Here is a 25,047-nt window from a genome sequence, read left to right as displayed (position 1 = left end):
GAGGCTCCCGCCGGAAAACGGGAGCCTCGAATCTTCAGCTATCAGACGCTTCAATCGTCGTCATCATCGTCGTCATCGTCATCACTGTCGTCTTCGTGATCATCGTCCCGGTCATCACGATCATCATCGCGGTCGTCATCCTGATCGTCGTCATCGCGGGAATCATCGTCCTGATCACGATCATCGTTGCGATCACGACCATCGCGGTTGTCGTCATCGTCATCTTCGCCCCGGCCGCTGCGGTCGTCATCGTCGTCGTCGGATCGATCGCCGTCAGCAAAGTCGCGGTCACGGGTCTGCACTTCGACACCGGGGCGGGTGTCGTCGTCGCTATCGACCCGTTCAACCTCTCGCTCAATCACGTCACCGGTGGCGCGATCAAAGACCGTTTCGACTTTTTCGGTGCCACGGATCGCCTCGACCTTGGTCTGGGTAAGGCCGTTCTTTATCTCGATCCGGGTGAACCCCTGCGCCTGAAGATCGCTCACAATCTGGTCCGTGGACAGGCTCCCGGTGCTGGCGGGGCTGTTCGATGATGTTATGCGGCTGCCATCGGACACGCTGTCGGCATCCACAAAGTCGCGGTCGCGGTTGCGGATCTCGACACCGGGACTGGTATCTTCCCCCGCGCGCACCCGTTCGACTTCCTGCTTGAGGATGTTGCCGGAGGCGCGGTCGTAAATGACTTCGAGCTTTTGCGTGCCACGGATCGCCTCGACCTTGATCTGGCCGATGCCATTGTCTATCTCGATGCGTTGGAAGCCCTGTCCGGTCAGATCGTTGATGATCTGATCGGTCGCAGATTGCGCGAACACCATGCTGCTGGTGAGCGTGGCGAATACGGCCGTTATCGCTGTCTTTTTCACTGAAATGTCCTTTCGAGTCCCATGCGCCTGCTGTCTACAGACACTCGGAAGACTGACCGCCAGAATGTGAAAGGGACATTTGCCAGCGGTTTAAGCCTAGGTCTATAAACCACGACTACATGCGCCTAAACCTTGGTTTATTGGGACCCTTGATCGTTTGCGGTCAAAGAAAACCCCTCGGGCCTGGGGCACGAGGGGTCTGAGGGCCTGTTTAGACCGGAAGTTTATGGTGCAGGGGTTTAGCCCATGTCGAAGCCAAGGTGTTTGGCGACGGTGAAGATGTCCTTGTCACCCCGTCCGCACATGTTCATGCAGATGATGTGATCCTTCGGCAGATCGGGCGCGATCTTCATCACATGCGCCAACGCGTGTGATGGCTCCAGTGCGGGGATGATGCCCTCCATCTCGCAACACAGCTGGAACGCCTCGAGCGCCTCCTTGTCGGTGATCGACACGTATTGCGCACGGCCGATGTCGTGCAGCCAAGCGTGTTCGGGTCCGATACCGGGATAGTCGAGGCCTGCGGAAATGCTGAACCCTTCGAGGATCTGGCCGTCCTCGTCCTGCAACAGGTAGGTGCGGTTGCCATGCAGGACGCCGGGGCGTCCGCCGGTGAGAGAGGCGCAATGCTCCATCTTCTCGTTCACGCCCTTGCCGCCTGCTTCGACGCCGATGATGTTGACCTCCTTGTCGTCGAGGAACGGGTAGAACAGGCCCATCGCGTTCGAGCCGCCACCGATGGCGGCGATGATCGTGTCCGGCAGACGGCCCTCGGCCTCGTGCATCTGCTCTTTCGCTTCCTTGCCGATGATCGCCTGAAAATCGCGCACCATCGCCGGGTACGGGTGCGGGCCCGCGACAGTGCCGATGCAGTAGAACGTATCGCGCACATTCGTCACCCAGTCGCGCAGCGCGTCATTCATCGCGTCCTTCAGCGTTCCGCGACCCGAGGTCACCGGGATCACCTCGGCCCCGAGCAGTTTCATGCGGAACACGTTGGGCTGCTGACGCTCGACATCATGCGCGCCCATGTAGACCACGCATTTCAGGCCGAACTTGGCGCAGACGGTGGCTGTGGCGACACCGTGCTGCCCGGCACCGGTTTCCGCGATGATGCGGGTTTTTCCCATGCGGCGGGCCAGGATGATCTGGCCAAGCACGTTGTTGATCTTGTGTGCGCCGGTGTGGTTCAGCTCGTCGCGCTTCATGTAGACCTTGGCGCCGCCCAGACGCTCGGTCAGGCGTTCGGCGTGGTACAGCGGCGACGGGCGGCCAACGTAGTGCTTCCAGAGGAAATCCATCTCGGACCAGAAGCTTTCATCGGTCTTGGCGCGTTCGTATTGTTCCTCGAGTTCGAGGATCAACGGCATGAGCGTCTCGGACACGAAGCGTCCGCCAAAGATGCCAAAGCGGCCCTTTTCGTCGGGGCCTTTCATGAAGCTGTTGAAAAGATCGTTCATTGCGCGCCTCTCTTGTCGGTCGGGACACAGGTAGCGGTGCGATGCGCGATGAGCAAGGGCAAGCGCCTTCGAAGGCGCTTGGACACCGCGCCTCGGTCGTGGACAACATCTGGGTCAGCCAAATCTCGGGGGTCAGGTGATCGGGAAGCCGTGTTATGGCGTGAGTCCTGACACGACACGGTTCATGCTCGATTAACGCGCTAGACCGCCCGTTCCAGCGCCGGATAGCGCGCTGCCAGTGTCGCCCCCCGCGCCGCGAACGAGACCAGCAGCGCCATCCAAAGCCCGTGATTGCCGTAGACCGGCACCAGCACCAGAACGGCCGCAGCATAAATTACCGCCGACAGCGCCATCATGTTGCGCATGTCGGCGGTGCGGGTGGCACCGATGAAGATGCCATCGAACATGAACGACGCCAGCGCAAGAACGGGCGCGCAGACCATCCACGGCAGGTAGGCCGCTGCCGCCTCTTGCACCTCGATGTTCTTGGCCATGACGGCAACGATGTCGTTTCCGAAGAGCCAGAAACCAAACGCCAGAACGAGCGCCGACCCAAGCCCCCAAGCGCTTGACACAATTGCAGCGCGGCGGAGCGTCGGTACCGCCCGCGCGCCGACCGCCTGCCCCACCAGCGCTTCGGCGGAAAAGGCAAAACCGTCGAGCGCGTAGGCGGTGATGTAGAGGAATTGCAGCAGGACCTGGTTTGCCGCCAGCGTCACGTCGCCGAAATCGGCGCCGAGGAACATGAAGGACAAGAAGATCATTTGCAGAAGCAAGGACCGGATCAAAATGTCCGAATTAACCTGCGCCATGCGCACCAGCCTGGCGCGTTCGAACACCCGCGCCCAGTTGCGCCAGTCCGGCACCCGGAACGCGGCGCGGCACAGGTAGAGCCCCATCGCCAGCCCGCTCCATTCGGCGAGGAAGGTGGCAAAGGCGACGCCGTTGACGCCCCATCCAAAGCCGAGCACGAAGAGAAAGTTCAGCGCGACATTGACCCCGTTCATCCAGAGTTGGAGCACGAGGACCCCGCGGGTGCGTTCCTGGGCGATGAGCCAGCCGGTGATGCCGAAGATCGCGATGGCTGCGGGCGCGGACCAGATGCGGATCGCCATGTAGCCACTGGCGAGCGTTTCCACCTCGTCACTCGCCGGTGCCAGCCGGAACGCGGCCCAGATTAGCGGGGTTTGCACCAGGATGATCGCGCCGCCCGCGACGAAGCCAATCATCAGGACGCGCGTCAGGATCGCTGCAACCTCGGCACGGTTGCCCTGTCCCTGCGCCTGCGCGGCAAGCCCGGTTGTGCCCATGCGCAGGAAACCGAATATCCAGTAAACTGCCGAAAGCACGATCGCGCCCAGCCCCACCGCGCCGATCGGGGCGGCTTCGCCCATTTGCCCCACGACACCGGTATCGACCGCTCCGAGGATCGGGATCGTGACATTGGACAGCACGATGGGAAATGCGATTTTCAGAACGCGCGCGTGCGTCACCTCGCGCGGCGCAAGCGTTGCGTCAGTCACCGCTTTAATCGGGCCTCGGCATCAGGAAATGCGCCGTCGCTTGGGCGAAGGGACGATCCCGGTTGTCCTGCCAGGCTTCGGCCTGAACCGAGGCGTAGCGCCGCCCGGCGCGCGTGATGGTCGCCCGCGCGTAGGCGTCGCGCGGCAGGCCCGAGCGCAGGTAATCGACGGTGAAGTCGATGGTCTTCGGCAGGCGCGGCAAATCCCCGGCCGCCATTTTTTCGACGTCCAAAGCGCCGCTTTCAAAGTCTTCCCAGATATAGGCCCAGCTCAGCGAGATCACCGCGGTCACTTCGAGGAAGGCCGCGGTCACACCGCCGTGAATCGCGGGCAGCATCGGGTTGCCGATCAGTTTGTCGTCGAAGGACAGAACGCCTGTCACCTCGTCGCCACGGCGGTCGAAGCTGATCCCCATGAAGGTGATATAGGGCACGCCACTGACCAGCGCATTGAGCGCGGCATCCCGGCGTTGCTTGACGATCTGGACGGGTTCGGGGGCTTTGCGCGGCATCTCAGCGGCCCTCCACGGTGAAGGCGCCGGTCGCGGTGGCGACGGGACGGTCGGTATCGTCATCGCAGGCGGTGGCCCGCACAAAGGCGACAGAGCGTGTGATGTGGTAGACCTCGGCCCGCGCGGTGATCGCCTGACCGGGCGTTGCAGCGCGCATGTAGTCGATCCGCAGGTCAATGGTCGCCGTGCCCGCAGGCGCGTCCGGGTGGCACATCACCGCCGCGCCGCCGCAGGTGTCCATCAGCGCCGAAACCGCTCCGCCGTGAATGACCCGGGTCTTGGGATCCCCGATGAACCGTTCGTCGTAGGGCATCATGATCTCGGCCAATCCGTCACCGATCGAGACAATCTGCATCCCCAGCGCCTTGGAATGAGGAATCAATTCGATGAACTGGCGGGCGATATTGGACTTGTCAGCGCTCATGGCTCTTCCTTGGTCGTTGCCCTAGCCATACGCCTGTCACGCGCCAAGGGCCAGAGGACGCGCCCGGGAAAAGGAACCATGGCCAGAGCGTGGGGTTGACCCTGTGCGACCCCCTTTTCACGAGCGACAGGAAACCAGCCATGCCCGATGATCTTTTACTGTCCGTGATCCGGGGTGCGACGCTCTCGGCGCTCGGCTTGTTCTGGGTCATTGCGATGGTGCGCTGGGTCGGGTTGCGGTCCTTTTCCAAGATGACATCGTTCGATTTCGTCGTCACCGTCGCCATCGGCTCGCTGCTTGCCGGGGCCGGACAGGCCGCATCGACATCCGGCTTTCTTCAGGCGAGTGTCGCGATTTCCGGGTTGATGGGCGCGCAAGTGGTGTTCCAGAAAATCCGCCAAAGCGCGAGCGCCGGGAGCGAGGCCATCGAGAACGAGCCGGTTCTGCTGATGCGGGACGGCCAGATCGACGAGGACGCGCTGACTGCGACGCGCGTCACCCGGGGCGATCTGCTGGCGAAACTGCGCGAGGCGAATGTGCTGCGTTTCGACGATGTACGCGCGGTGGTGCTTGAGACCACGGGTGATATCTCCGTCCTGCACGGCAAGGCGTTGTCCGACGACCTGCTCGACGGCGTCAAGCACGCGGTCTGAGGCTCTATTGCCGATCCGGACCTCTGAATCTATGGTTTGCCTCAGGGTGAGGAGTCAATTTCATGGGCGAGAAAAAACTCAGCTTCAAAGAGATGTGTGCAAAGTTCGAGGTGACGCCGCGCACACTCCGGTATTACGAGTATATCGAGCTTCTTCAACCAGAGCGCGACGGTCGGTCCCGTTGGTACGGGCCAAAGGAAGTCGCGCGGATGACACTCATCCTGCGCGGTCGGAAGTTCGGGTTTCAGCTCGAAGACATCCGCCAGTGGCTTTTGATCTACGAACAGGAAGGCACCGATGCGCAGATGCGGGCGTGGATCGAGTTGGCGGACCGGCAGCTTGACGAACTCGATGAACAGCGCAAGCAACTGGACGAAGCGATCACCGAGCTGAAAACGCTGCGCGACAAGACGGCGGCGACCCTCGACGGATGAACAGGCCGGTGAAGGACGCCGGAGCCCGAGTCGAGGACACGATCTCACCTTGAGATCCACTTTTTCCGGCCATTCAAGATCAACCGCCTCACATCGCTCCGAAAGAATGTTTCCCTCCCGCGCGGCTGACGTTGCCTGATCTTACGTCAACGAAAAAGTGACGTGGCGTCTGAGTTACGTCAACGTAAATTCCCATTGTAAGAAGGGTCCAGCCTTCGCATTTCGGTGTCATGACGGCATCGAAAAGGGATGATGAAATGACCGACGACCGTATCATGACGATCAGGGAGATGTGCGACGCGTTCGACGTGACGCCGCGCACCTTGCGGTTCTACGAAGCCAAGGAACTGCTGTTCCCGATCCGCGAAGGCCAGAAACGGCTGTTCACGAAGCGCGACCGCGCGCGCCTCAAGCTGATTCTGCGCGGCAAGCGCTTCGGCTTCAGCCTCGAAGAAATCCGTCAGCTTCTGGACCTCTATCACATGGGCGACCAGCAGCAGACACAGATCGCAAAGACCTACGAGATCGCCAAGCAGCGCCTGTCCGACATGGAAGCGCAGCGCGACGAGCTTACCCAGGCGATTGACGAACTCAAGGAACAGATGCGTTGGGGCGAGAAAATGCTCGCGTCGATGGATCAATCGAAAAAGGCGGCTGAATAAGCCGTTTCGCAGTTAGGGAGACCCGCCATGCCAAGCTATATCGCACCTCTGAAAGACATGCAGTTCATCCTGCACGACGTTCTGAACGCCTCCGAGCAGGACATCCCCGGTTACGACGAGCTTGACCGCGATTTCACCGGCGCGGTGATCGAGGAAGCCGGCAAGCTGGCCTCCGAAGTGCTGATGCCGTTGAACTCCGTTGGCGATACCGAAGGCTGCGTGCTGGAAAACGGTGTCGTGCGCACGCCGACCGGCTTCAAGGAAGCCTTCGAGCAGATGAAGGAAGGCGGTTGGACCGCGCTTGACTGCGATCCGGAATATGGCGGTCAGGGCCTGCCCTACCTGATGCATACCGCGGCCCAGGAACCGTTTGTGTCGGCCAATATGGCCTTCAACATGTATCAGGGCCTGACGCACGGGGCCTATTCGGCGATCTATTTCCACGGCTCGGATGAGCAGAAGCAGACCTATCTGCCGAAGATGACGACCTGCGAGTGGACCGGCACGATGAACCTGACCGAACCGCATTGCGGCACGGATCTGGGTCTGATGCGCACCAAGGCGGTGCCGCAGGAGGATGGCAGCTACAAGATCACCGGCCAGAAAATCTTCATCTCCGCCGGCGACCACGACATGGCCGAGAACATCATCCACCTCGTGCTGGCCAAGATCCCCGACGGTCCCGAGGGCATCAAAGGCGTGTCGCTCTTCATCGTGCCGAAGTTCCTCGTCAAGGAAGATGGCTCTCTGGGCGACCGCAACGGCGTGACCTGCGGCAAGCTCGAAGAGAAGATGGGCATCCACGGCAACGCCACCTGCGTCATGAACTACGACGAGGCGACGGGCTATCTGGTCGGCGAGGCACACAAGGGCATGCGCGCCATGTTCACGATGATGAACGAAGCGCGACTTGGCGTGGGCCTTCAGGGCTACGCACAGGCCGAGGTGGCCTATCAGAACGCCGTCGCCTATGCGAATGACCGGCTTCAAGGCCGCGACGTGACCGGTGCCAAGGCACCCGAGAAATCGGCCGACCCGATCATCGTGCACCCCGATATCCGCCGCAACCTGATGGATCAGAAATCCTTCACCGAAGGCGCGCGGGCCTTTACCTATTGGGGCGCGTATCTCATCGACCGGGCGCACAAGAATTCCGACAAGGATGCCGACGGCCTGATTTCCCTGCTGACCCCGATCATCAAGGGCTTCCAGACCGACAAGGGCTTCGAGATGGCCGTCAACGCCCAGCAGGTCTATGGCGGGCACGGCTATATTGAGGAATGGGGCATGTCCCAGTTTGCCCGCGACGCCCGGATCGCCATGATCTACGAAGGTGCCAACGGCATTCAGGCGCTCGACCTCGTGGGCCGCAAACTGGCGCAGGATGGCGGCAAGCATGTCATGGCGTTCTTCGACATGATCAAGACCTTCGCGTCGGAAAACAAAGGCCAGGACGAGGCATTCGACCGCGATTTCCTCGAACCTCTGAAAGCGGCGTCGAAGGATTTGCAGGCAGCGGCCATGTACTTCATGCAGAACGGCGTCAAGAACCCGAACAACGCGCTGGCCGGGTCGTACGACTTCATGCACATGTTTGGTCATGTCTGCCTTGGCTACATGTGGGCGCGCATGGGGCTTGCGGCCTCGAAGGCTTTGAAGGACGGTGCGTCCGACGTGGCGTTCTACGAGACAAAGCTGGCCACCGGGCGCTACTACATGGCACGTCAATTGCCCGCCACCAAGATGCACCTCGCGCGCATCGAAACCGGTGCCGAGCCCGTGATGGCGCTGGAGGCGGCCAACTTCTAACGTCCGGGAGGACAGATGCCGAAACGCTTTCGCCTGACCCGCCGCTTTCCGGCAGCGATGACCGAGGATGGCTACCGCCGCCTTCGGTCCTTCGCCGCGGAGGCGGGTCTGGACGAAGGAGAGGCGCTGTCCTTCCTCTTCGAGAATTTCGACAGCGTCACCGAGAGCGAGGCGCTGGGCCATAGGCTTAGGCTGTTCAACGCCGAATTAGACGCAAGAAAACGATAAGCCGCGACTTGGGGGGAGCCATGCGATCAAGTTGGATGACCGACGAGCACGAAATGCTCGCCGAGATGACCGCAAAATTCATCGAGACCGAATGGCAGCCTTTGTATGACAAATGGCGCAAGCAGGGTCAGATGGACCGCGAGACGTGGCAACAGGCCGGTGAATTGGGTCTGCTCTGCCCGTCAGTGCCCGAGGAATACGGCGGCGCCGGCGGGGATTTCGGCCACGAAGCGGTGATCCTGATGGAAGCGGGCCGCGCCAACCTGGCAAGCTGGGGCCACGGCATCCATTCCGGCATCGTTGCGCATTACATCCTAGCCTACGGCACCGAAGAGCAGAAAAAGCGCTGGTTGCCCAAGATGGTCACGGGCGAACTGGTCGGTGCGCTGGCGATGACCGAACCCTCGGGCGGGTCGGACGTGCAGGGCATCAAGACCCGCGCGGTGAAGGACGGCAACGCCTATCGCCTGTCGGGGCAAAAGACGTTCATCACCAATGGACAGCACGCCAACCTGATCATCGTGGCGGCCAAGACCGACCCGTCGCTCGGATCAAAAGGAACGTCTTTGGTCGTCGTGGAAACCGACGGCGCGGACGGCTTCCAGCGCGGTCGCAATCTGGAGAAAGTCGGTTGCCACGCGGCGGATACGTCGGAGCTGTTCTTCGACAATGTCGAGATCGCGCCGGAGAACCTGCTGGGCGGCGAGGAAGGCCAGGGCTTCTACCAGATGATGAAACAGCTGCCGCAGGAACGGCTCATCATCGGTTGTGGCGCGGTCGGTGCGATGGAGGGCGCGGTCGCGCGCACCATCGCCTATTGCAAGGAGCGCGAAGCCTTCGGCGGCCCGCTCACTCAGTTCCAGAACACCCGTTTCAAGCTGGCGGAATGCCAGACCAAGACCACCGTCGCGCGCGCGTTTCTGGATGCGTGTATGGTCGAACACCTGCGCGGCGAATTGTCGGTCAAAAAGGCCGCGATGGCGAAATACTGGCTGTCCGATACGCAAGGCGAGGTGCTGGACGAATGTGTCCAGTTGCATGGCGGCTATGGCTACATGCAGGAATACGCCGTGGCCGAGATGTGGGCAGACGCGCGCGTGCAGCGGATTTACGGCGGCACCAACGAGATCATGAAAGATTTGATTGCGAGGGCGCTTTGATGCGCCCTGCGTTTGCGCATACGGCACATGCGGGAAGCCTCCGGCGGGAGTTTATCCCGCAAGATGAAGGAGCAAGGCAAGCTCCACCCCGCCGGTCGGCCTCTTTACCACGCGGTGTCAGGCACTGTCGGCGGGGCTTCACCTTGCACATGGCTCAGCTCTCCAGCCTGCCATGCACGTGCAGTATGGGTCGGTTAACCTTAATGAAGCCTGAAGAGAGAACCGCTTTCAGCTTCATCTTGCCAAATAAACTCCCGCCGGAGGCATCCCGAACCATCCGGCACACTCCGACAGTCGAGGAACAGATCAGATGACCATCCAACTTTATTGCTTCGGCGAATCCGGCAATTCCTACAAGGCCGCATTGGCGCTGGAGCTCAGCGGGCTCGACTGGGAGCCTGTGAAGGTCGATTTCTTCAATGGCGAAACGCGCGGCGAAGATTATCGCACGAAGATCAATCCGATGGGCGAGGTGCCGGTTCTGGTGGATGGCGATATACGGCTGACGCAATCTGGTGTGATCCAGATGTATGTCTCCGAGAAATCCGGCCAGTTCGGCGGTGCCACACCCGAAGAGGCGCGCGAGGTGATGCGATGGGTGTTTTGGGACAACCACAAACTGTCGAGCCAGGCCGGCATGACCCGGTTCCTCATGAACTTCCTGCCCGAGGACAAGCGACCCGCCGAGGTGATCTCTTTCATGCAGGGGCGGTTGAAAGCCGCCTACCAGGTGCTCAACTCTCACCTCGAAGGCCGTGAGTGGATCGTCGGTGGCGGGATCACCAACGCCGACATTTCCTGCTGCGGATACCTCTTCTATCCCGAGCCGTTCGGTTTCGACCGGGCGGAGTGGCCCAATATCGACCGCTGGCTGTCCAAGATCGAAGCGACACCCGGCTGGAAACACCCCTACGATTTGATGCCCGGATCCCCTGCGGATCGGGCCTGAAACGGAGACGACAATGACCGAAGCTTATATCTACGACGCCGTACGGACCCCCCGCGGCAAGGGCCGCAAGGATGGCAGTCTGCACGAGGTGACCTCGGTGCGCCTGTCCGCGCAGGTGCTGGACGCCGTGAAGAACCGCAACGGGCTGGACGGACATGCCGTTGAGGACGTGATCTGGGGCAACGTCACCCAAGTCGGTGAACAGGGCGGTTGCCTTGCGCGGACCGCCGTGTTGGCATCGGAACTCGACGAGTCGATCCCGGGACTTGCGATCAACCGGTTCTGTGCATCCGGCATGGAAGCGGTGAACCTGGCTGCAAACCAGGTGCGCGGCGGCGCAGGCGAGGCCTATATCGCGGGCGGGGTCGAGATGATGGGCCGCGTTGCCATGGGCAGCGACGGTGCTGCCATCGCCGTCGATCCTACTGTCGCGATGGAGAGCTATTTCGTGCCGCAGGGCATCTCGGCCGATATCATCGCAACGGAATACGGATTTTCCCGCGATGACGCCGACAGCCTTGCCGTCGAAAGCCAGCGCCGGGCCAAGGCGGCATGGGACGACAAGCGCTTCGCGCGCTCGATCATTGAGGTGAAGGACCAGAACGGGCTCAGCATCCTCGATCACGACGAGTACATGCGCCCGGGCACCGACATGCAGAGCCTTGGCGCGCTCAATCCGTCGTTCCAGCAGATGGGTGAGGTGATGCCGGGCTTCGACGCGATCGCGCTGATGAAGTACCCGCATCTGGAGCGGATCAACCACATTCACCACGCGGGCAACTCCTCGGGTATCGTGGATGGGGCCGCAGGCGTGCTGATCGGGAACAAAGAATTCGGCGAGAAATGGGGTCTCAAACCCCGCGCGCGGATCAAGGCGACCGCCAAGATCGGCACCGACCCGACCATCATGCTCACCGGGCCGGTTCCGGTCACCGAGAAGATCCTTGCCGACAATGGCATGAGCATCTCGGACATCGACCTTTTCGAGGTCAACGAAGCTTTCGCCTCGGTCGTGCTGCGCTTCATGCAGGCATTCGATGTCGATGCGGACAAGGTGAACGTGAACGGTGGCTCCATCGCCATGGGCCACCCGCTGGGTGCGACGGGCGCGATCATCATCGGCACCCTTCTGGACGAGCTGGAGCGCACCGGGAAAGGTACGGGGCTTGCCACGCTGTGCATCGCCTCCGGCATGGGCGCCGCCACCATCATCGAGCGGGTCTGATCCGATGCCGGCGGTCAACTTTCAGCAGTGGCTGGACCGGGTGGGCACGTCCCTGTTCGACGGGGATTTCGACACCTACCGGGACTCCATCCTGTTGCCTTTGACCGTCGCGACCCCGAACGCGACGCATATCGTGGATGACGACGCGGGCCTTCTTCAGGGATTCACCGCTTGGGTGGACATGATGAAGGGGCTCGAGATCGACAGCATGATCCGCATCGCGCGCGACGTGGAGCAGTTGGGCGCGGCCCTGATCGTGGGGCGCTACGAGACCGAGCTTCTGCGCGGCGCCACACGGGTTGTCGAACCCTTCGCCTCGTCGATGCAACTACGGTGCGGCGACGACGGGCTCTGGCGCTGTTTCAGCGTGACGAGTGGTTTCAGGGCCGCCGCGAGCTGGCCCATCGACCGACCGAAATAACTATCCGGGCGAGATGCCCCTGGGAGACGAGACATGACCGATTTCACAATGAAGAAAGACGCCGACGGCGTTGCCATCATCACCTGGGACGTTCCGGGTAAATCCATGAACGTGATGAGCAAGGCGGCGCAGGTCGAACTGCACGACCTCGTGGAAGACGCACTGACCGATGAAGCCGTCAAGGGCATCGTGATCACGTCGGGCAAGCCCGATTTTGCCGCAGGCATGGATCTCAATGTTCTGGCGTCGATCCGGGCCGAGGCCGGTGACACCCCGGCGCAGGCGCTGTTCGATTTCACGATGAACGGCCACAAGATGCTGCGCAAGATCGAGCGCGCGGGCATGGACCCGAAGACGCTCAAGGGCGGCAAGCCGATTGCCGCGGCCTTGCCGGGCACGGCTCTGGGGATCGGGCTCGAGATTCCGCTGGCCTGTCACCGCATCTTCTGCGCCGACAACCCGAAGGCCAAGATCGGCCTGCCCGAAATTCTGGTCGGGATCTTCCCCGGTGCGGGCGGCACAACGCGGCTGGTGCGCAAGATGGGGGCCATGGCGGCGTCGCCGTTCCTTCTGGAAGGCAAGCTGTCTGACCCGAAGAAAGCCAAGGCGGCCGGTCTGATCGACGAGGTTGTCGACGATCCGGTTGCCGCAGCACGGGAGTGGGTGCTGAACGCGAAAGACGCCGACATCGTAAAGCCATGGGACCAGAAGGGCTACAAGATGCCCGGTGGGGCACCCTATCACCCGGCGGGCTTCATGACGTTCGTCGGCGCCTCCGCGATGGTCAACGGGAAGACCAAGGGCGTCTATCCTGCGGCCAAGGCGCTGCTGAGCGCGGTCTACGAAGGCGCGTTGGTGCCGTTCGACACGGCGCTTCAGATCGAGGCGCGGTGGTTCACGAATGTACTGATGAACCCGTCGTCTTCGGCGATGATCCGGTCGCTGTTCATCAACAAGCAGGCGCTCGAAAAGGGCGCCGTTCGTCCCGAAGGTGTCGACGACCAGTCCGTCAAGAAGGTCGGCGTTCTGGGTGCCGGCATGATGGGTGCGGGCATCGCTCTGGTTTCGGCGCAGGCGGGGATCGAAGTTGTGCTGCTCGATCGCGATCAGGCGGCAGCGGACAAGGGCAAGGCCTACAGCGCCGATTACGCGGCGAAGGGCGTATCCCGCAAGAAGATCACGCAGGACAAGGCCGACGCCATGCTGGCGCGGATTACCGCGACGACGGATTACAACGATCTTGCAGGCTGTGACCTGATCGTCGAAGCGGTGTTCGAGGATCCGAAGATCAAGGCGGATGTCACTGCCGAGGTCGAGAAGGTCATCGGTGAGGAGTGCATCTTTGCCACCAACACCTCGACCCTGCCGATCAGCGAATTGGCGAAGGCCAGCAAGCGGCCCGAGCAGTTCATCGGCATCCACTTTTTCAGCCCGGTGGAAAAGATGATGCTGGTCGAGATCATCAAGGGCAAACAGACGGGCGATCGCGCCGTGGCCAAGGCGCTCGATTTCGTGCGCCAGATCCGCAAGACGCCCATCGTGGTCAACGACGCGCGGTTCTTCTACGCCAACCGCTGCATCATCCCCTACATCAACGAAGGTATCCGGATGGTGAAGGAAGGCGTGGCCCCTGCCCTGATCGAGAACGCGGCCAAGATGGTCGGGATGCCGCTGGGTCCGCTGCAACTGGTCGATGAGACCTCCATCGACCTGGGAGCCAAGATCGCCCGCGCGACCAAAGCTGCGATGGGCGATGCCTACCCGGATGGTGAAGTCGACGAGGTGATCTTCTGGATGGAAGAGCAAGGGCGTCTGGGTCGCAAGACCAAGGCGGGGTTCTATGACTACGACGAGGCGGGCAAGCGTCAGGGCCTGTCCGAGGTCGTGAAGGCGCAGTATCCGCAATCGGATGACCAGCCCGAATTGATCGACGTGCAGCACCGTCTGCTCTTCGCCCAATCACTGGAGGCAGTGCGGGCGCTTGAGGACGGTGTTCTCATGGACATCCGCGAGGGCGATGTCGGCGCAATCCTCGGCTGGGGCTTTGCGCCGTGGTCCGGTGGGCCTCTGTCTTGGCTCGACATGCTGGGCGCGGAATATGCGGCCGCGCGCTGTGACGAGCTGACCGAGACCTTCGGCGACCGCTTTGCCTGTCCCGAGTTGCTGCGCGAGATGGCGGCGAAGGGACAGACCTTCTACGGACGGTTCGCGCCGGACGCGAAAGCCGCCTGATCTTGCAGGTATGCCGGGCCAATGCCCGGCGTACCCCCTATTCGGCGCGCAGCACGGCCAGTCGGGCCATGCGGTCGATCTGCGGCGCCATCGTGCACCATTCATCCTCGACCGCGACCCAATGGGCGTCGCGTGTCGTGGCATGCACGACGATCCTGCCGGGTTCGGATGTGATCTCGGGCACCGCGATCATGTTGAGGAACAGGGCGAAAGCTTCGACAGTCAGACACATGGGATAACTCCTTTTTCAAGTGTCCTCCCTTGCGTGACGCCGTCTCTTGCGGACGGTCAAAGATACCGTGCCGCGAGACGATTTGTTGTGCATCGACGAATTGCTGCATTGCAGCACAAGCCTGTCATTCGCCGACATCTGCGGCACATCTTTTGTAATAGCCCAAGAATCAGGCAGAAAAATGGTAGCTGAAACGCGCGATATCTTCGGCGCACATCTCGGCAACCGCCTCGGCCGTGCGATCGTCATAGGCTGTGCGGTATTCCTTGGGGCGATCCGAGGCGTTGGCATGGGGCATGTCCAGTCGAAACCCCAAATGCGCCTCGACCGGTGCGAGGTCTTCTGCCAGATCTTCCAGCCTCACGAAAGCCGACGCCCGCTCGGCCCCAGCCGCGTCTGTGACGTAGCGAGCATACGGGTTAGCCCGCAGGCTTGCTTGCGTGTCGGGGTGAAGCACGAAGCCGCTAAAATCATGCGTCTTGGCCAATTCGACAGCGGCATGATCGAAATTCTGCGCGCGCAGCCAGTGGTAATAGCTGACGACGCGGTCCCACGGATTGCGCACCAGCGTGAAGATGAACATCCCATCCAGATCTGATGGGCTTAGCACGCCATCCAGGTCCGCCAGCGTGCTGTGTTTCCACAGACGGCTTTTGGCCGACAGTTTCTTTACACGCCCCCTGCGCTTGATCGCCTTCGGAGTGTCGCCGATCAGGATGTCATCGCGATGCGCCCGCGCCTCGAGGGCCAGCGCAAGCGACGTGCCCCCGGTTTTGGGAATGTGCACGAAGATGAATTTGCGGGCGGGCGAGATGATCATGCGTCAGAGGTGCCATCGCCCCTGCCCCAAGGCAAGGATTTGCTTTTCCAACGCACGGGCTCTGCGCTATGTCGAAGGACGCGGATACGTTGGGGAGGATGCGGCATGGGTTGGATGCGGGACGAAACCGGGCTTGAAAAGCGGGCGGCGAACCATGTGCCGCTGACGCCGCTGTCGCATCTGCACCGCGCCGCCGAGGTGTTTCCCGATGTCGTGGCTGTCGTGCATGGCCCACACCGCAAGACCTATCGGGAGTACCATGACCGCGTTACGCGGCTGGCGTCGGCGCTGGTCGACATGGGGATCAGGCCCGGCGATGTGGTGGCAACCATTCTGCCCAACATCCCTGCACAGGCCGAGGCGCATTTCGGCGTGCCCGCCTGTGGTGCGGTGCTCAACACGATCAACACGCGGCTCGACGTCGATACCATCGCCTACATCCTCGACCACGGCGAGGCGAAGGTGGTGCTGTGCGATCCGCAATTCATGCCGGGTTTGGCCGAAGCCATCGAACAGATGGAGGGACCTGCACCCAAGGTCATCGAAGTGGCCGACCCGCACGAGGGCGTGAACGCAACGAGCGCGTATCCCGAATACGAAGATGTGCTTGCCGCCGCCGACCCGAATTTCCAGTGGATCATGCCCGAGGACGAATGGGAGAGCCTCGCGCTCAATTATACCTCGGGCACGACCGGACGGCCCAAGGGCGTGGTCTACCATCATCGTGGGGCGTATCTCATGACGATGGGCACCGCGGTGAGCTGGGAGATGGCGCTGCGGCCCAAGTACCTGACCATCGTTCCGCTGTTTCACTGCAATGGCTGGAACCACACATGGATGATGCCGCTTCTGGGCGGCACCGTGGTGTGCTGTCGCGATATTTCGGCCCGCGCGATCTATGACGCGATTGCCGACGAAGGTGTGACCCATTTCGGCGGTGCCCCCATCGTTCTGAACATGATCGTGAACTCCGATCCAAGCGAGCGTCGGGAATTTGACCATCTGGTAAAAGTTTACACCGCAGGCGCGCCCCCTGCCCCGGCGACGCTGGCCAAGATCGGAGACTTGGGCTTCCACGTCATGCAAGTTTACGGGCTGACCGAAACCTATGGCCACGTCACCGAATGTGTCTGGAATGGCGACGCGTGGGACGGTCTGGATCAAGATGCCAAATCCGCGATCAAGGCCCGTCAGGGTGTGGCCTTCCCGATGATGGAAAAGATCGACGTTCTGGACGACACCGGCACACCCGTACCGCGCGATGGCAAGACCCAGGGCGAGATCGTCATTCGGGGCAACGCGGTCATGAAGGGCTATCTGAAGAATCCGAAAGCCACCGAAGAGGCGTTCGAAGGCGGGCATTTCCATTCCGGCGACATCGCCGTGATGCACCCGGACAATTACTGCCAGATCGCCGACCGTGCGAAGGACATCATCATCTCGGGTGGTGAGAATATTTCCTCGGTCGAGGTTGAAGGCTGTCTCATGGCGCATGACGCGGTGCTGCTCTGTGCCGTGGTCGCCAAGCCCGACGAAACATGGGGCGAGGTGCCCTGCGCTTTTGTCGAACTCAAGGGCAACCACAGCGCAACCGAAGAAGAACTGATCGCCTTCGCTCGGTCACGGCTTGCGGGCTTCAAGACCCCCAAGAAAGTGGTGTTCGAGGAACTCCCCAAGACATCAACGGGCAAGATCCAGAAATTCCAGCTGCGCGAACGCGCCAAGGCCTTGTAGGCTGTGCCGCATTGCGCACAAGCTGTTGCGGGTGTAGTCTGAACCCAATCAACGAGGCAGAGCAGCCCGCATGACCGCGCTGAAGGAATTTCAACGGCTTGAGGCCGAAGGTGTCTGGCGTGCAACGCCCGCCGACCAGCGCAAGGATGTCATCGTGTCCTTGGGTGATGCCTCTCTGACGATCCTCGATCTTCGCGAAAACGTGCTAGCGCATTGGTCCATCGCTGCCGTCGCCCGCGCCAACAAAGGGCAGCGCCCGGCCATTTACCATCCCGACGGCGATCCCGGCGAAACGCTCGAGTTCGGCGAAAACAGCGCGCAGATGATCGACGCGATCGAACGGATCCGCGCGGCCATCGACAAAAGCCGCCCGAAACCCGGCAAGCTGCGCTTCTGGATCACCGGTGCCATCGCGGCGACGGTTGTGGCCGGGATCGTGTTTTGGTTGCCCGATGCGCTCTTGCGGCACACGGTGCAGGTGGTTCCGGCGGTAAAGCGGGTCGAGATCGGCGATGCCCTGTTGGCGCGGATCATGCGGATTTCGGGTCAAGCCTGCATGACACGCGATGCGCGCGAACCGCTGCGGCGACTGGCGTCGCGCGTTCTTGGCCCGGCGCAGCGCGGGGCATTGGTCGTGCTCCCGGGAGGCGTAGCGCAAACGGCGCATTTGCCGGGCGGGCGCATCCTGTTGAACCGTGCTTTGATCGAAGACCCCGAGGAACCGGATGTCACCGCAGGCTATGTCTTGACCGAACGCCTGCGTGCGCTGAGCCAGGATCCGCTGGAGGAAATGCTGATCGAGACCGGGCTCTGGTCGAGCCTGCGGCTTTTGACCACCGGCGAGATGGCCGATGACGATCTGCAACGTTACAGTGAATACCTGCTCAATCGAGAGCCGATCGCGCTTTCCAACGATGTCATCATCGCCGGGTTCGAGATGGCGGAACTGCGTACGACGCCCTATGCCTATGCCGTCGATATCACCGGGGAAAGCACCCTGCCCCTGATCGAAGCCGACCCGATGGCGGGCAAGGACCCGCGCCCGGTGCTCAGCGATGCGGACTGGCTGCGCTTGCAGGGAATTTGCGGCGAATGATCTAGTGGCCGAGGCCCTTGCCGCGTCCGACGATTACCGGCTCCTTGATCCTCTGACCCTCGCGCAGAAGCGTGCGCGGCACCGTGTTGCTCCAGACCTGCTGGGTCGCACGGTAGCCCTGACGGGTCATGTGGGCGCGGTGCGGGTTCAGGCGGTCGTCCTCCCAAGCGGGCTGATATCCCTTCGGCACGGCGGGCAAGGTATCTCCCTGCGCGTCGTACACGTGTTTCGGCACGATCCGTTCCTCGCGCACACGCGGCTGGGCGGGAACGTATTTCTGCAAGGTCACGGTCCGCTTGGGAACCGACGGCACCACGCGTTGCGGTGTGATGATGACAGGCCCGGCCTCAGCCACGGTGACGGGCTGCTGGCGGACGAGCGTCGGCTGCTGGCCACAGATCGGCTGACGATCCCGTGCGACCCGCGGCACCCAGTTTACGGCCCCGTCCACCCCCGCGCGCACGTAAACGCAGCCCCGGCTGTCGACATATTGCCGCTCCTCGAAACCCGCCGGAGGAAGTTCGGCCGGTGGCGTGACCTGCAACCCCTGGGCAACCGCCCCACTCGTCGAAAAAGCCACAAGGCCCGCAACGGCCAAGGCGGCCAGCGATAGTCTGATCATGTCTCTGTCCCCACAGATGTGAGCCAAGACTGCCCGTCAGGGTATTGAGTGTAAAGGTCTATTCGGCATGATCATGTGTCAGCACCATTGTGTTGGCCCGCAGTACCTTTACCAGTACGCGAACCACGCCGCATGGCTGGAAGACAATCGCCGCACCGACAACGGTGCACTGGCACACGCGCTGGTTAGTAATGCAATGGACGCAAGTGTGTCGCGCAACTGGAAGGGCTACTGGCAACGGGCGGCTTGACGATAAATGTCATTTTGCCACACTAAACTATAGATTGAGTCGGAGTGGTGTGTGGCCAAAGCTAAAAAGATATTGGAAAAGATGGGGATAAACCCCAGAGATGATTGGACAATCAAAGAAGTTCAAAAAGTTTGCGAATACTACAATTTAGAATGCGCGCCCCCTAGCGGGGGTGGATCGCACTGGAAAGTGAGTAGCGAACACTTGGAGGGCATCTTGACGATTCCATCAAATCGCCCAATTAAACCGATATACATAAAGAAGCTGGTAGGTTATGTATCAGCGCACCAAGATGCTGAGGAGGATAAAGGCGATGGCTGACTATGTTATTGTAATCCTTCCTCTTTCTGAGGAAGACGGCGGCGGATTTGTGGGTTTTGTACCAGACCTTCAAGGCTGCATGTCTGACGGTGATACTCGTGAAGAGGCGCTTGAAAACACACAGCAGGCAATGGCTGAGTGGATAGAGATGAAGACTGCCCAGGGATTTGATCTGCCGCGTCCCGGCGTTTCGGTAGAACGCGCTGCACAAGAACGTAAGTCCATGATGGCTGCGCTCAAGGCGATGATGGCGATCCTAGACAAAGCCGATACGCGAATAATTGAGTTAGAGAGGGCTTTGGAAGAAGCGGTAGATGGTGTGTCTTCTAGTTGGGAGCGCAATCTTCCGCTGTTTGAAGCGGCAAGTGCTACCGTTTTCAGAGGGTCAAAAAAGCTACTAGCCAACTGACCAAACCCACCCATCCAGCCTAATCACACCACGCGCTTTGAGTGCTTGCAGCGTGTGAGCAAAGTTGCTCCGGTCATGCCCTATGGCCTCTGCGATCTGGCGTGACGTGCGCGGCCCCTTGCGAAGTTCATCAAGTATCGCCTGACGTAGCTGACCCTTGCGAAACCGCCTGTTGCGTTTCTCAGGCACTGGTAAGGCGTCAAGGGCAAGCCCGCGTAGCTTCATCAGGGCTTCGACATGCTTTAGCCCATCTGCACCGTCACGGATGATCTGAGCGCGTAGGAAATACAGCGACGTGTTGATCGTCTCGTCGCTGTGCCTGTGCATTTTCAACTGCTTAATCATACCCCGCATGATGATTCACACGGGGCCGAAATTCAGCTAGATTGTTGGTGCGTTCGATACACAAGGCGCCTATTTCGTCCCGAACATCCGATCGCCCGCGTCTCCCAAGCCCGGAACGATGTAGCCCAGCTCGTTGAGGTGCGAATCCAGCGAGGCTGTGACGATGGGAACGTCGGGATGCGCCTCTTTCATGCGGGCGACGCCTTCGGGGGCGGCGAGGAGGCAGAGGAAGATGATGTTCTTGGCGCCCGCATCTTTCACGAGGTCGATTGCGGCGGCGGAGCTGTTGCCGGTGGCGAGCATGGGATCGACGACGATGGTGACGCGCTCTTCGAGCTGCGTGGGCACCTTGAAATAGTATTGCACCGGCTTGAGAGTTTCCTCGTCGCGGTAAAGGCCGACAAAGCCCACCCGCGCCGCCGGGATGAGTTCGAGGATGCCGTCGAGCAGACCGTTGCCCGCCCGCAGGATCGAGATCAGGGCGAGCTTCTTTCCGTCGATCACCGGCGCGTCCATCTCACAAAGCGGGGTTTCGATCCGCTTGGTGGTGAGCGGCAGGTTGCGCGTTACCTCGTAGGCCAGCAAGTGACTGATTTCACGAAGCAATTGACGGAACGATTTGGTCGAGGTGTCTTTCTCGCGCATCAGGCTCAGCTTGTGCTGCACAAGCGGGTGGTCAACGATGGTCAGGTGATCGGTCATGTGCGCTCCAGTCGTTTGAGGACACGCGTGCGCGTGTCCTCGTCGCAGAAGGCCGCGCGGGCGGCGGTGTCGTTTATCTCGAAGAAAACAGTCTCATCCCAGCCAAAGGTGCGGGCAAGGTTGAGGTATTCGTCACGCATCGTCGTGTGGAAGAACGGCGGATCGTCGGTGGAGACCGTAACTTTCACACCGCGTTCGCGCAGCTTTTCAATGGGATGCGCGGCGAGGCTCGGATAGACATCGAGGTTCACGTTGGAACCGGGGCAAACTTCGAGGATAATCTCGTTCTCCACAAGCTTGTCCACAAGTGGGAGATCGTTGATCGCGTGGACGCCGTGGCCAATCCGTTCGACCCCGAGGTCATCAATCGCATCGCGCACCGATTGCGCGCCGCCCCATTCGCCCGCATGGGCGGTCAGGCGCAGTCCGGCTTCGCGCGCCATGTCAAAACCGTAGGCGAAGTCCTTGGGTTTGCCCTTCATTTCGTCGCCCGCGATGCCGAAGCCGGTGATCCAGTCACCGGCCGTTTCGGCCGCACAGCGCGCAGCGGCCTTGGCCTTGTCCGGACCGAAATGGCGGATGCAGGTGACGATGCCTCGCAAGATGATGCCGTGGTCGCGCTCGGCCTCAGCGGCGGCGTCCATGATCGCATGCAGGTATTCGCGCCACGCGCCGACATCGCCGCCACCGCAGAAATCCGGCGACAGGAAGGTTTCGCTGTAGATCACATCATTTGCGGCGCTTTCCTCGAGCACCGCTTTGGTCAGGCGGGCGTAATCCTCGGGCGTCTTGAGCACGCTTGTCGCCGCCTCGTAGACGCTCAGGAAATGTACGAAATCGCGGAAGGCGTAGCTGCCATCGGGTTTGAACACACCGCCGAGATTGACCGATTTTTCTTTGGCAAGGCCCCGGATGAAGGCGGGCGGTGCCGCGCCTTCGTGGTGCAGGTGCAGTTCGACCTTGGGCAGGCGCATGATGCGGTCAAGTTGCTCTTCGTCCATGCCGCGGCTCAGTCGGTCGCGCTGTTCTTCATCCATCACAGGAAACTCCGCCCCGATCCTCTTGGCGCCACATCCAGATGTGTGGCGATGCTGGCCGCGACATCGACAAATCCCACATGGCCAATGCTGCCCGTGCCCGCGCCTGCCATCAGAACCGGCACGCGTTCACGTGTGTGATCCGTTCCGATCCATGTCGGGTCGTTGCCATGATCCGCGGTGATGAGCAACAGGTCATCCGCTTTCAGCTTCGGCAGGAGCTTGGCCAGTTCCGCGTCGAACCATTCAAGGGCGCGGGCATAGCCCGACACGTCCCGCCGATGGCCGTATTTGCTGTCGAATTCGACGAAATTGGCAAAGATCAGGGCACCGTCGGGCGCGGTGTTCACCTGCTGCTCCAAGTGCTGCATGAGCTGCGCGTCAGAGCCTTTGTGGACCGCCTCGATGCCGGACATCGAGAAGATGTCGCCGATTTTGCCAATGCCGATCACGGCTTGCCCCGCGTCCTGCACCCAGTTCGTCAGGACGGGTTCCGGCGGCGCGATGGCATAGTCGCGGCGGTTGGTGGTGCGTTCGAAATTGCCCTCTTCTCCGACGAAAGGACGCGCGATGACACGCCCGATGCGGCGGTCGTGACACATCGGCGCGAGGTCCTGACACAGCTTCAGCAACCGGTCGAGGCCGAACGCCTCTTCATGCGCCGCGATCTGCAGAACGCTGTCGGCGGAGGTGTAGCAGATAGGCTTGCCGGTGCGCAGATGTTCGGCGCCGAAATCCTCGATCACCTTGATGCCGTTGCTGTGGCAGTTGCCGAGGATCCCGTCGGTGCCCGCCAATTCGCAGATGCGGGCAGTGATATCGTCCGGGAAGGATGGCACTGTGTCGGGCAGATAGGTCCATTCCCAAGGCACTGGCAGGCCGGCCAGTTCCCAATGGCCTGACGGCGTGTCCTTGCCCTTGGAGACCTCCGTCGCGGCGCCCCAGCGCCCGCTCGGATCGGCGTCAAGGCCGGGGGCTTTGTGTCCAGAGGCCAGTTCGACCGCACGGCCAAGGCCCAGCGCATCGAGCGTCGGCACGCGCAACGGGCCGCTGCGACCGTCTTCGGCACGGCCCTCGGCGCAGGCTTCGGCGATGTGCAAGACCGTGTTGGCCCCGGTGTCAGGAGTGCCTGCATTGAAGAATTGGTCAGCATCCGGCGCACCGCCAATACCGACGGAGTCCATCACGATCAGAAAGGCGCGGCTCATGCGATATGCTCCAATATCAAATCTGGCACAGAGGCCGGTCCCTTGCCCAGCGTGATCGCCGCGCGCACGGCCTCTTCTGCGGCGTCCGCCTGTGCTTCACGGGCCGCGTGGATGCGGGCAAGCGGTTGTCCCTTGCGCACCGTGTCGCCGATGGAGACCACATCGCTGAGGCCCACCGCCGGGTCGACGATATCAGTCTCGACCTGGCGGCCTCCGCCAAGTTCAACGACGGTGAGGCCGAGCGCTTCACCGTCGATCGCGGTGACGGTTCCCGCTTCCGGCGCGGGAACTTCGCGGATCACGGGCGCCTCGGGAAGGAAGCGGGCCCAATCCTCGACAAAGCGGACGGGGCCGCCCATCGCGTACACCATCGCGCCGAATTTTTCCGCCGCCGCGCCGCTGCTGATCGCCTTGTTCATCTTGTCGGTGCCGTTTTCGATCCCGGCCTGTTCCAATAGAGCTGCGCCCAGCGCAATCGTGAGGTCCAGCAGGCGGCCTGACGTGGCCCCGGTCAGAACGCGCATCACGTCGATCACTTCGAGTGCGTTGCCAAGGCTCGGGGCCAGAGGTTGCGACATATCGGTGATGAGCGCCGAGGTCTGACAGCCCGTGGCGTTTGCCGTATCGACGAGGGCGCGCGCAAGTGCGCGGGCATCATCGGCGGATTTCATGAAGGCCCCCGACCCGCATTTGACGTCCAGCACAAGCCCTTCGAGCCCCGCCGCAAGTTTCTTTGACAGGATCGACGCCGTGATTAGATCGAGGCTTTCGACCGTCCCCGTCACGTCGCGGATCGCGTAGAGCCGTTTGTCAGCGGGCGCGATATCCGCGCTGGCGCTGACGATGGCGCAGCCGACTTCGCCGACGACATGGCGGAACTGGTCTTCGGACAGGGTGGTTCGAAAGCCCGGAATGGCCTCGAGCTTGTCGAGCGTGCCGCCGGTGTGGCCTAGACCGCGGCCCGAGATCATCGGGACATACACGCCGCACGCGGCCAGCGCGGGGGCAAGGATCAGGCTGACGCAGTCGCCCACACCACCGGTGGAATGCTTGTCGAGCACGGGCGCGTCCATGTTCCATTGCAAAACCTTCCCACTGTCGCGCATCGCGGCAGTGAAGGCGGCGCGGCCCGCATCGGTCAGGCCGTTAAGGCACACGCCCATCGCGAACGCGCCCGCCTGTGCGTCTGTCACCGTCCCATCGGCAAGGCCTCGTGCAAACCAGCTCAGCGCATCGGCATCCGGCGTCTGCCCCTTGCGCAGCGTTGCATTGATCGCGCGCGCATCCATCAGCTGCGATCCATATGGCCAGCGCCGAACGCACCGGGAAGCAGGTTGCCGACGGTGGTCTGCCGTTCCTGTCCGTCCGTCGTGGCCAGCGTGACAGGGACATCCGCCGCAGCGAACTCGGCCAGCTTCTGGCGGCATCCGCCACAAGGCGGCACCGGGTCGGGACTGTCGGCGATCACGTAAGCTTCGGTGATGGCCCGCGCCCCTGCCGCGATCATCGCGGCAATGGCGCCAGCCTCGGCGCAGGTGCCTTCGGGATAGGCCACGTTTTCGACATTGCAGCCGACATAGATCGCGCCGTCCGATGCGCGCAGAGCTGCGCCCACCTTGAAATTGGAATAGGGCGCATAGGCCTTTTCCCGGACAGCCTGCGCCGCGATTTTCAGGTCCATCTGCATCCGCCCCCTTGTTCCGTGACCCGCATG

28 protein-coding genes and 1 pseudogene are annotated in these 25,047 nt (G+C 61.7%); 15 read left to right on the top strand and 14 right to left on the bottom strand.

The window, feature by feature from the left end; genetic code table 11:
• Positions 1-50 precede the first annotated feature (50 nt).
• The 5 genes from Q1B16_RS03275 to Q1B16_RS03255 form a co-directional block, all read right to left on the bottom strand.
• Positions 51-866: a hypothetical protein gene (locus Q1B16_RS03275; protein ID WP_299784784.1), complete on the bottom strand. Its 816-nt coding sequence runs from the start codon at positions 864-866 to the stop codon at positions 51-53.
• A gap of 239 nt (positions 867-1,105) precedes the next feature.
• Positions 1,106-2,326 carry a tryptophan synthase subunit beta gene (trpB, locus tag Q1B16_RS03270; RefSeq protein WP_299784783.1) on the bottom strand — a complete coding sequence of 407 codons (1,221 nt, stop codon included), beginning with the start codon at positions 2,324-2,326 and terminating at the stop codon, positions 1,106-1,108.
• Between the two features lie 200 nt (positions 2,327-2,526).
• Complete coding sequence (locus Q1B16_RS03265) at positions 2,527-3,849, bottom strand: MATE family efflux transporter (RefSeq protein ID WP_299784782.1); 1,323 nt, start codon at positions 3,847-3,849, stop codon at positions 2,527-2,529.
• A 4-nt stretch (positions 3,850-3,853) separates the two neighbouring features.
• Complete coding sequence (locus tag Q1B16_RS03260) at positions 3,854-4,360, bottom strand: PaaI family thioesterase (protein WP_299784780.1); 507 nt, start codon at positions 4,358-4,360, stop codon at positions 3,854-3,856.
• Position 4,361: 1 nt separating this feature from the next.
• Complete coding sequence (locus tag Q1B16_RS03255; protein ID WP_299784779.1) at positions 4,362-4,784, bottom strand: PaaI family thioesterase; 423 nt, start codon at positions 4,782-4,784, stop codon at positions 4,362-4,364.
• A gap of 140 nt (positions 4,785-4,924) precedes the next feature.
• On the opposite strand from Q1B16_RS03255, the gene Q1B16_RS03250 reads away from it, so the two are divergent.
• From Q1B16_RS03250 to Q1B16_RS03205, 10 genes are all read left to right on the top strand, one after another.
• Entirely contained in the window at positions 4,925-5,437 is a 513-nt protein-coding gene (locus Q1B16_RS03250) for a YetF domain-containing protein (protein ID WP_299784778.1), read from the top strand.
• 62 nt (positions 5,438-5,499) lie between these two features.
• Positions 5,500-5,871 carry a MerR family DNA-binding transcriptional regulator gene (locus Q1B16_RS03245; protein ID WP_299784777.1) on the top strand — a complete coding sequence of 124 codons (372 nt, stop codon included), beginning with the start codon at positions 5,500-5,502 and terminating at the stop codon, positions 5,869-5,871.
• A 257-nt stretch (positions 5,872-6,128) separates the two neighbouring features.
• Positions 6,129-6,533, top strand: a complete 405-nt coding sequence (locus tag Q1B16_RS03240; RefSeq protein WP_299784776.1) for a MerR family DNA-binding transcriptional regulator — start codon at positions 6,129-6,131, stop codon at positions 6,531-6,533.
• A gap of 27 nt (positions 6,534-6,560) precedes the next feature.
• Positions 6,561-8,342 carry an acyl-CoA dehydrogenase C-terminal domain-containing protein gene (locus Q1B16_RS03235; protein ID WP_299784775.1) on the top strand — a complete coding sequence of 594 codons (1,782 nt, stop codon included), beginning with the start codon at positions 6,561-6,563 and terminating at the stop codon, positions 8,340-8,342.
• 15 nt (positions 8,343-8,357) lie between these two features.
• Positions 8,358-8,570 (top strand): hypothetical protein, encoded by a 213-nt coding sequence (locus Q1B16_RS03230; RefSeq protein WP_299784774.1) that lies wholly within the window; start codon positions 8,358-8,360, stop codon positions 8,568-8,570.
• A 20-nt stretch (positions 8,571-8,590) separates the two neighbouring features.
• Positions 8,591-9,730, top strand: coding sequence for an acyl-CoA dehydrogenase family protein (locus Q1B16_RS03225; protein WP_299784773.1), 1,140 nt, complete (start codon positions 8,591-8,593; stop codon positions 9,728-9,730).
• Positions 9,731-10,040: 310 nt separating this feature from the next.
• A complete protein-coding gene (locus Q1B16_RS03220; RefSeq protein WP_299784772.1) occupies positions 10,041-10,679 on the top strand; it encodes a glutathione S-transferase in 639 nt (212 codons plus the stop codon).
• Between the two features lie 13 nt (positions 10,680-10,692).
• Positions 10,693-11,904, top strand: coding sequence for an acetyl-CoA C-acetyltransferase (locus Q1B16_RS03215; RefSeq protein ID WP_299784771.1), 1,212 nt, complete (start codon positions 10,693-10,695; stop codon positions 11,902-11,904).
• A gap of 4 nt (positions 11,905-11,908) precedes the next feature.
• Entirely contained in the window at positions 11,909-12,325 is a 417-nt protein-coding gene (locus tag Q1B16_RS03210; RefSeq protein WP_299784770.1) for a hypothetical protein, read from the top strand.
• Between the two features lie 33 nt (positions 12,326-12,358).
• Positions 12,359-14,557, top strand: coding sequence for a 3-hydroxyacyl-CoA dehydrogenase NAD-binding domain-containing protein (locus tag Q1B16_RS03205; RefSeq protein WP_299784769.1), 2,199 nt, complete (start codon positions 12,359-12,361; stop codon positions 14,555-14,557).
• A 37-nt stretch (positions 14,558-14,594) separates the two neighbouring features.
• Here Q1B16_RS03205 and Q1B16_RS03200 read toward each other — a convergent pair whose 3' ends face one another.
• Positions 14,595-14,789, bottom strand: coding sequence for a hypothetical protein (locus tag Q1B16_RS03200; protein ID WP_299784768.1), 195 nt, complete (start codon positions 14,787-14,789; stop codon positions 14,595-14,597).
• A gap of 169 nt (positions 14,790-14,958) precedes the next feature.
• Positions 14,959-15,609 carry a sulfotransferase family 2 domain-containing protein gene (locus Q1B16_RS03195; RefSeq protein WP_299784767.1) on the bottom strand — a complete coding sequence of 217 codons (651 nt, stop codon included), beginning with the start codon at positions 15,607-15,609 and terminating at the stop codon, positions 14,959-14,961.
• A 105-nt stretch (positions 15,610-15,714) separates the two neighbouring features.
• Here Q1B16_RS03195 and Q1B16_RS03190 point away from each other — a divergent pair, with 105 nt between their 5' ends.
• Both Q1B16_RS03190 and Q1B16_RS03185 read left to right on the top strand, forming a co-directional pair.
• A complete protein-coding gene (locus Q1B16_RS03190) occupies positions 15,715-17,343 on the top strand; it encodes an AMP-binding protein (RefSeq protein WP_299784766.1) in 1,629 nt (542 codons plus the stop codon).
• Between the two features lie 70 nt (positions 17,344-17,413).
• Positions 17,414-18,439 (top strand): hypothetical protein, encoded by a 1,026-nt coding sequence (locus tag Q1B16_RS03185; RefSeq protein ID WP_299784765.1) that lies wholly within the window; start codon positions 17,414-17,416, stop codon positions 18,437-18,439.
• A gap of 1 nt (position 18,440) precedes the next feature.
• Here Q1B16_RS03185 and Q1B16_RS03180 read toward each other — a convergent pair whose 3' ends face one another.
• Entirely contained in the window at positions 18,441-19,061 is a 621-nt protein-coding gene (locus tag Q1B16_RS03180; RefSeq protein WP_299784764.1) for a hypothetical protein, read from the bottom strand.
• Positions 19,062-19,128: 67 nt separating this feature from the next.
• On the opposite strand from Q1B16_RS03180, the pseudogene Q1B16_RS03175 reads away from it, so the two are divergent.
• From Q1B16_RS03175 to Q1B16_RS03165, 3 genes and pseudogenes are all read left to right on the top strand, one after another.
• Positions 19,129-19,311, top strand: a pseudogene (locus Q1B16_RS03175) (IS1595 family transposase); the annotation flags it as partial.
• 51 nt (positions 19,312-19,362) lie between these two features.
• Positions 19,363-19,632, top strand: coding sequence for a hypothetical protein (locus tag Q1B16_RS03170; RefSeq protein ID WP_299784763.1), 270 nt, complete (start codon positions 19,363-19,365; stop codon positions 19,630-19,632).
• On the top strand, positions 19,625-20,041 hold the full coding sequence (locus Q1B16_RS03165) for a type II toxin-antitoxin system HicB family antitoxin (protein WP_299784762.1): 417 nt from the start codon (positions 19,625-19,627) through the stop codon (positions 20,039-20,041). The genes Q1B16_RS03170 and Q1B16_RS03165 overlap by 8 nt, the downstream gene beginning before the upstream one ends.
• Here the strand turns inward: Q1B16_RS03165 and Q1B16_RS03160 are convergent.
• The 6 genes from Q1B16_RS03160 to Q1B16_RS03135 form a co-directional block, all read right to left on the bottom strand.
• Positions 20,030-20,368, bottom strand: a complete 339-nt coding sequence (locus Q1B16_RS03160; RefSeq protein WP_299784761.1) for a hypothetical protein — start codon at positions 20,366-20,368, stop codon at positions 20,030-20,032. The genes Q1B16_RS03165 and Q1B16_RS03160 overlap by 12 nt on opposite strands.
• Positions 20,369-20,455: 87 nt before the next feature.
• Positions 20,456-21,088, bottom strand: a complete 633-nt coding sequence (gene upp / locus Q1B16_RS03155) for a uracil phosphoribosyltransferase (RefSeq protein ID WP_299784760.1) — start codon at positions 21,086-21,088, stop codon at positions 20,456-20,458.
• Entirely contained in the window at positions 21,085-22,062 is a 978-nt protein-coding gene (locus Q1B16_RS03150) for an adenosine deaminase (RefSeq protein WP_299785976.1), read from the bottom strand. The genes upp and Q1B16_RS03150 overlap by 4 nt, the downstream gene beginning before the upstream one ends.
• A gap of 62 nt (positions 22,063-22,124) precedes the next feature.
• On the bottom strand, positions 22,125-23,333 hold the full coding sequence (locus Q1B16_RS03145; protein WP_299784759.1) for a phosphopentomutase: 1,209 nt from the start codon (positions 23,331-23,333) through the stop codon (positions 22,125-22,127).
• Complete coding sequence (locus Q1B16_RS03140; RefSeq protein WP_299784758.1) at positions 23,330-24,622, bottom strand: thymidine phosphorylase; 1,293 nt, start codon at positions 24,620-24,622, stop codon at positions 23,330-23,332. The genes Q1B16_RS03145 and Q1B16_RS03140 overlap by 4 nt, the downstream gene beginning before the upstream one ends.
• Positions 24,622-25,020, bottom strand: a complete 399-nt coding sequence (locus Q1B16_RS03135) for a cytidine deaminase (RefSeq protein WP_299784757.1) — start codon at positions 25,018-25,020, stop codon at positions 24,622-24,624. The genes Q1B16_RS03140 and Q1B16_RS03135 overlap by 1 nt, the downstream gene beginning before the upstream one ends.
• Between the last annotated feature and the right edge of the window lie 27 nt (positions 25,021-25,047).

Source organism: uncultured Marivita sp. (genome assembly GCF_947488135.1).
Classification (GTDB): domain Bacteria; phylum Pseudomonadota; class Alphaproteobacteria; order Rhodobacterales; family Rhodobacteraceae; genus Marivita.
This window is presented reverse-complemented; position numbering and strand designations above follow the sequence as displayed.

Bases quoted from the DNA above. Each gene is read 5' to 3' on its own strand.
- trpB (WP_299784783.1), bottom strand. From the start codon at position 2,326: ATGAACGATCTTTTCAACAGCTTCATGAAAGGCCCCGACGAAAAGGGC.
- Q1B16_RS03260 (WP_299784780.1), bottom strand. From the start codon at position 4,360: ATGCCGCGCAAAGCCCCCGAACCCGTCCAGATCGTCAAGCAACGCCGG.
- Q1B16_RS03255 (WP_299784779.1), bottom strand. From the start codon at position 4,784: ATGAGCGCTGACAAGTCCAATATCGCCCGCCAGTTCATCGAATTGATT.
- Q1B16_RS03250 (WP_299784778.1), top strand. From the start codon at position 4,925: ATGCCCGATGATCTTTTACTGTCCGTGATCCGGGGTGCGACGCTCTCG.
- Q1B16_RS03245 (WP_299784777.1), top strand. From the start codon at position 5,500: ATGGGCGAGAAAAAACTCAGCTTCAAAGAGATGTGTGCAAAGTTCGAG.
- Q1B16_RS03240 (WP_299784776.1), top strand. From the start codon at position 6,129: ATGACCGACGACCGTATCATGACGATCAGGGAGATGTGCGACGCGTTC.
- Q1B16_RS03235 (WP_299784775.1), top strand. From the start codon at position 6,561: ATGCCAAGCTATATCGCACCTCTGAAAGACATGCAGTTCATCCTGCAC.
- Q1B16_RS03230 (WP_299784774.1), top strand. From the start codon at position 8,358: ATGCCGAAACGCTTTCGCCTGACCCGCCGCTTTCCGGCAGCGATGACC.
- Q1B16_RS03225 (WP_299784773.1), top strand. From the start codon at position 8,591: ATGCGATCAAGTTGGATGACCGACGAGCACGAAATGCTCGCCGAGATG.
- Q1B16_RS03220 (WP_299784772.1), top strand. From the start codon at position 10,041: ATGACCATCCAACTTTATTGCTTCGGCGAATCCGGCAATTCCTACAAG.
- Q1B16_RS03215 (WP_299784771.1), top strand. From the start codon at position 10,693: ATGACCGAAGCTTATATCTACGACGCCGTACGGACCCCCCGCGGCAAG.
- Q1B16_RS03210 (WP_299784770.1), top strand. From the start codon at position 11,909: ATGCCGGCGGTCAACTTTCAGCAGTGGCTGGACCGGGTGGGCACGTCC.
- Q1B16_RS03205 (WP_299784769.1), top strand. From the start codon at position 12,359: ATGACCGATTTCACAATGAAGAAAGACGCCGACGGCGTTGCCATCATC.
- Q1B16_RS03200 (WP_299784768.1), bottom strand. From the start codon at position 14,789: ATGTGTCTGACTGTCGAAGCTTTCGCCCTGTTCCTCAACATGATCGCG.
- Q1B16_RS03195 (WP_299784767.1), bottom strand. From the start codon at position 15,609: ATGATCATCTCGCCCGCCCGCAAATTCATCTTCGTGCACATTCCCAAA.
- Q1B16_RS03190 (WP_299784766.1), top strand. From the start codon at position 15,715: ATGGGTTGGATGCGGGACGAAACCGGGCTTGAAAAGCGGGCGGCGAAC.
- Q1B16_RS03185 (WP_299784765.1), top strand. From the start codon at position 17,414: ATGACCGCGCTGAAGGAATTTCAACGGCTTGAGGCCGAAGGTGTCTGG.
- Q1B16_RS03180 (WP_299784764.1), bottom strand. From the start codon at position 19,061: ATGATCAGACTATCGCTGGCCGCCTTGGCCGTTGCGGGCCTTGTGGCT.
- Q1B16_RS03165 (WP_299784762.1), top strand. From the start codon at position 19,625: ATGGCTGACTATGTTATTGTAATCCTTCCTCTTTCTGAGGAAGACGGC.
- Q1B16_RS03160 (WP_299784761.1), bottom strand. From the start codon at position 20,368: ATGCACAGGCACAGCGACGAGACGATCAACACGTCGCTGTATTTCCTA.
- upp (WP_299784760.1), bottom strand. From the start codon at position 21,088: ATGACCGATCACCTGACCATCGTTGACCACCCGCTTGTGCAGCACAAG.
- Q1B16_RS03150 (WP_299785976.1), bottom strand. From the start codon at position 22,062: ATGCGCCTGCCCAAGGTCGAACTGCACCTGCACCACGAAGGCGCGGCA.
- Q1B16_RS03145 (WP_299784759.1), bottom strand. From the start codon at position 23,333: ATGAGCCGCGCCTTTCTGATCGTGATGGACTCCGTCGGTATTGGCGGT.
- Q1B16_RS03140 (WP_299784758.1), bottom strand. From the start codon at position 24,622: ATGGATGCGCGCGCGATCAATGCAACGCTGCGCAAGGGGCAGACGCCG.
- Q1B16_RS03135 (WP_299784757.1), bottom strand. From the start codon at position 25,020: ATGCAGATGGACCTGAAAATCGCGGCGCAGGCTGTCCGGGAAAAGGCC.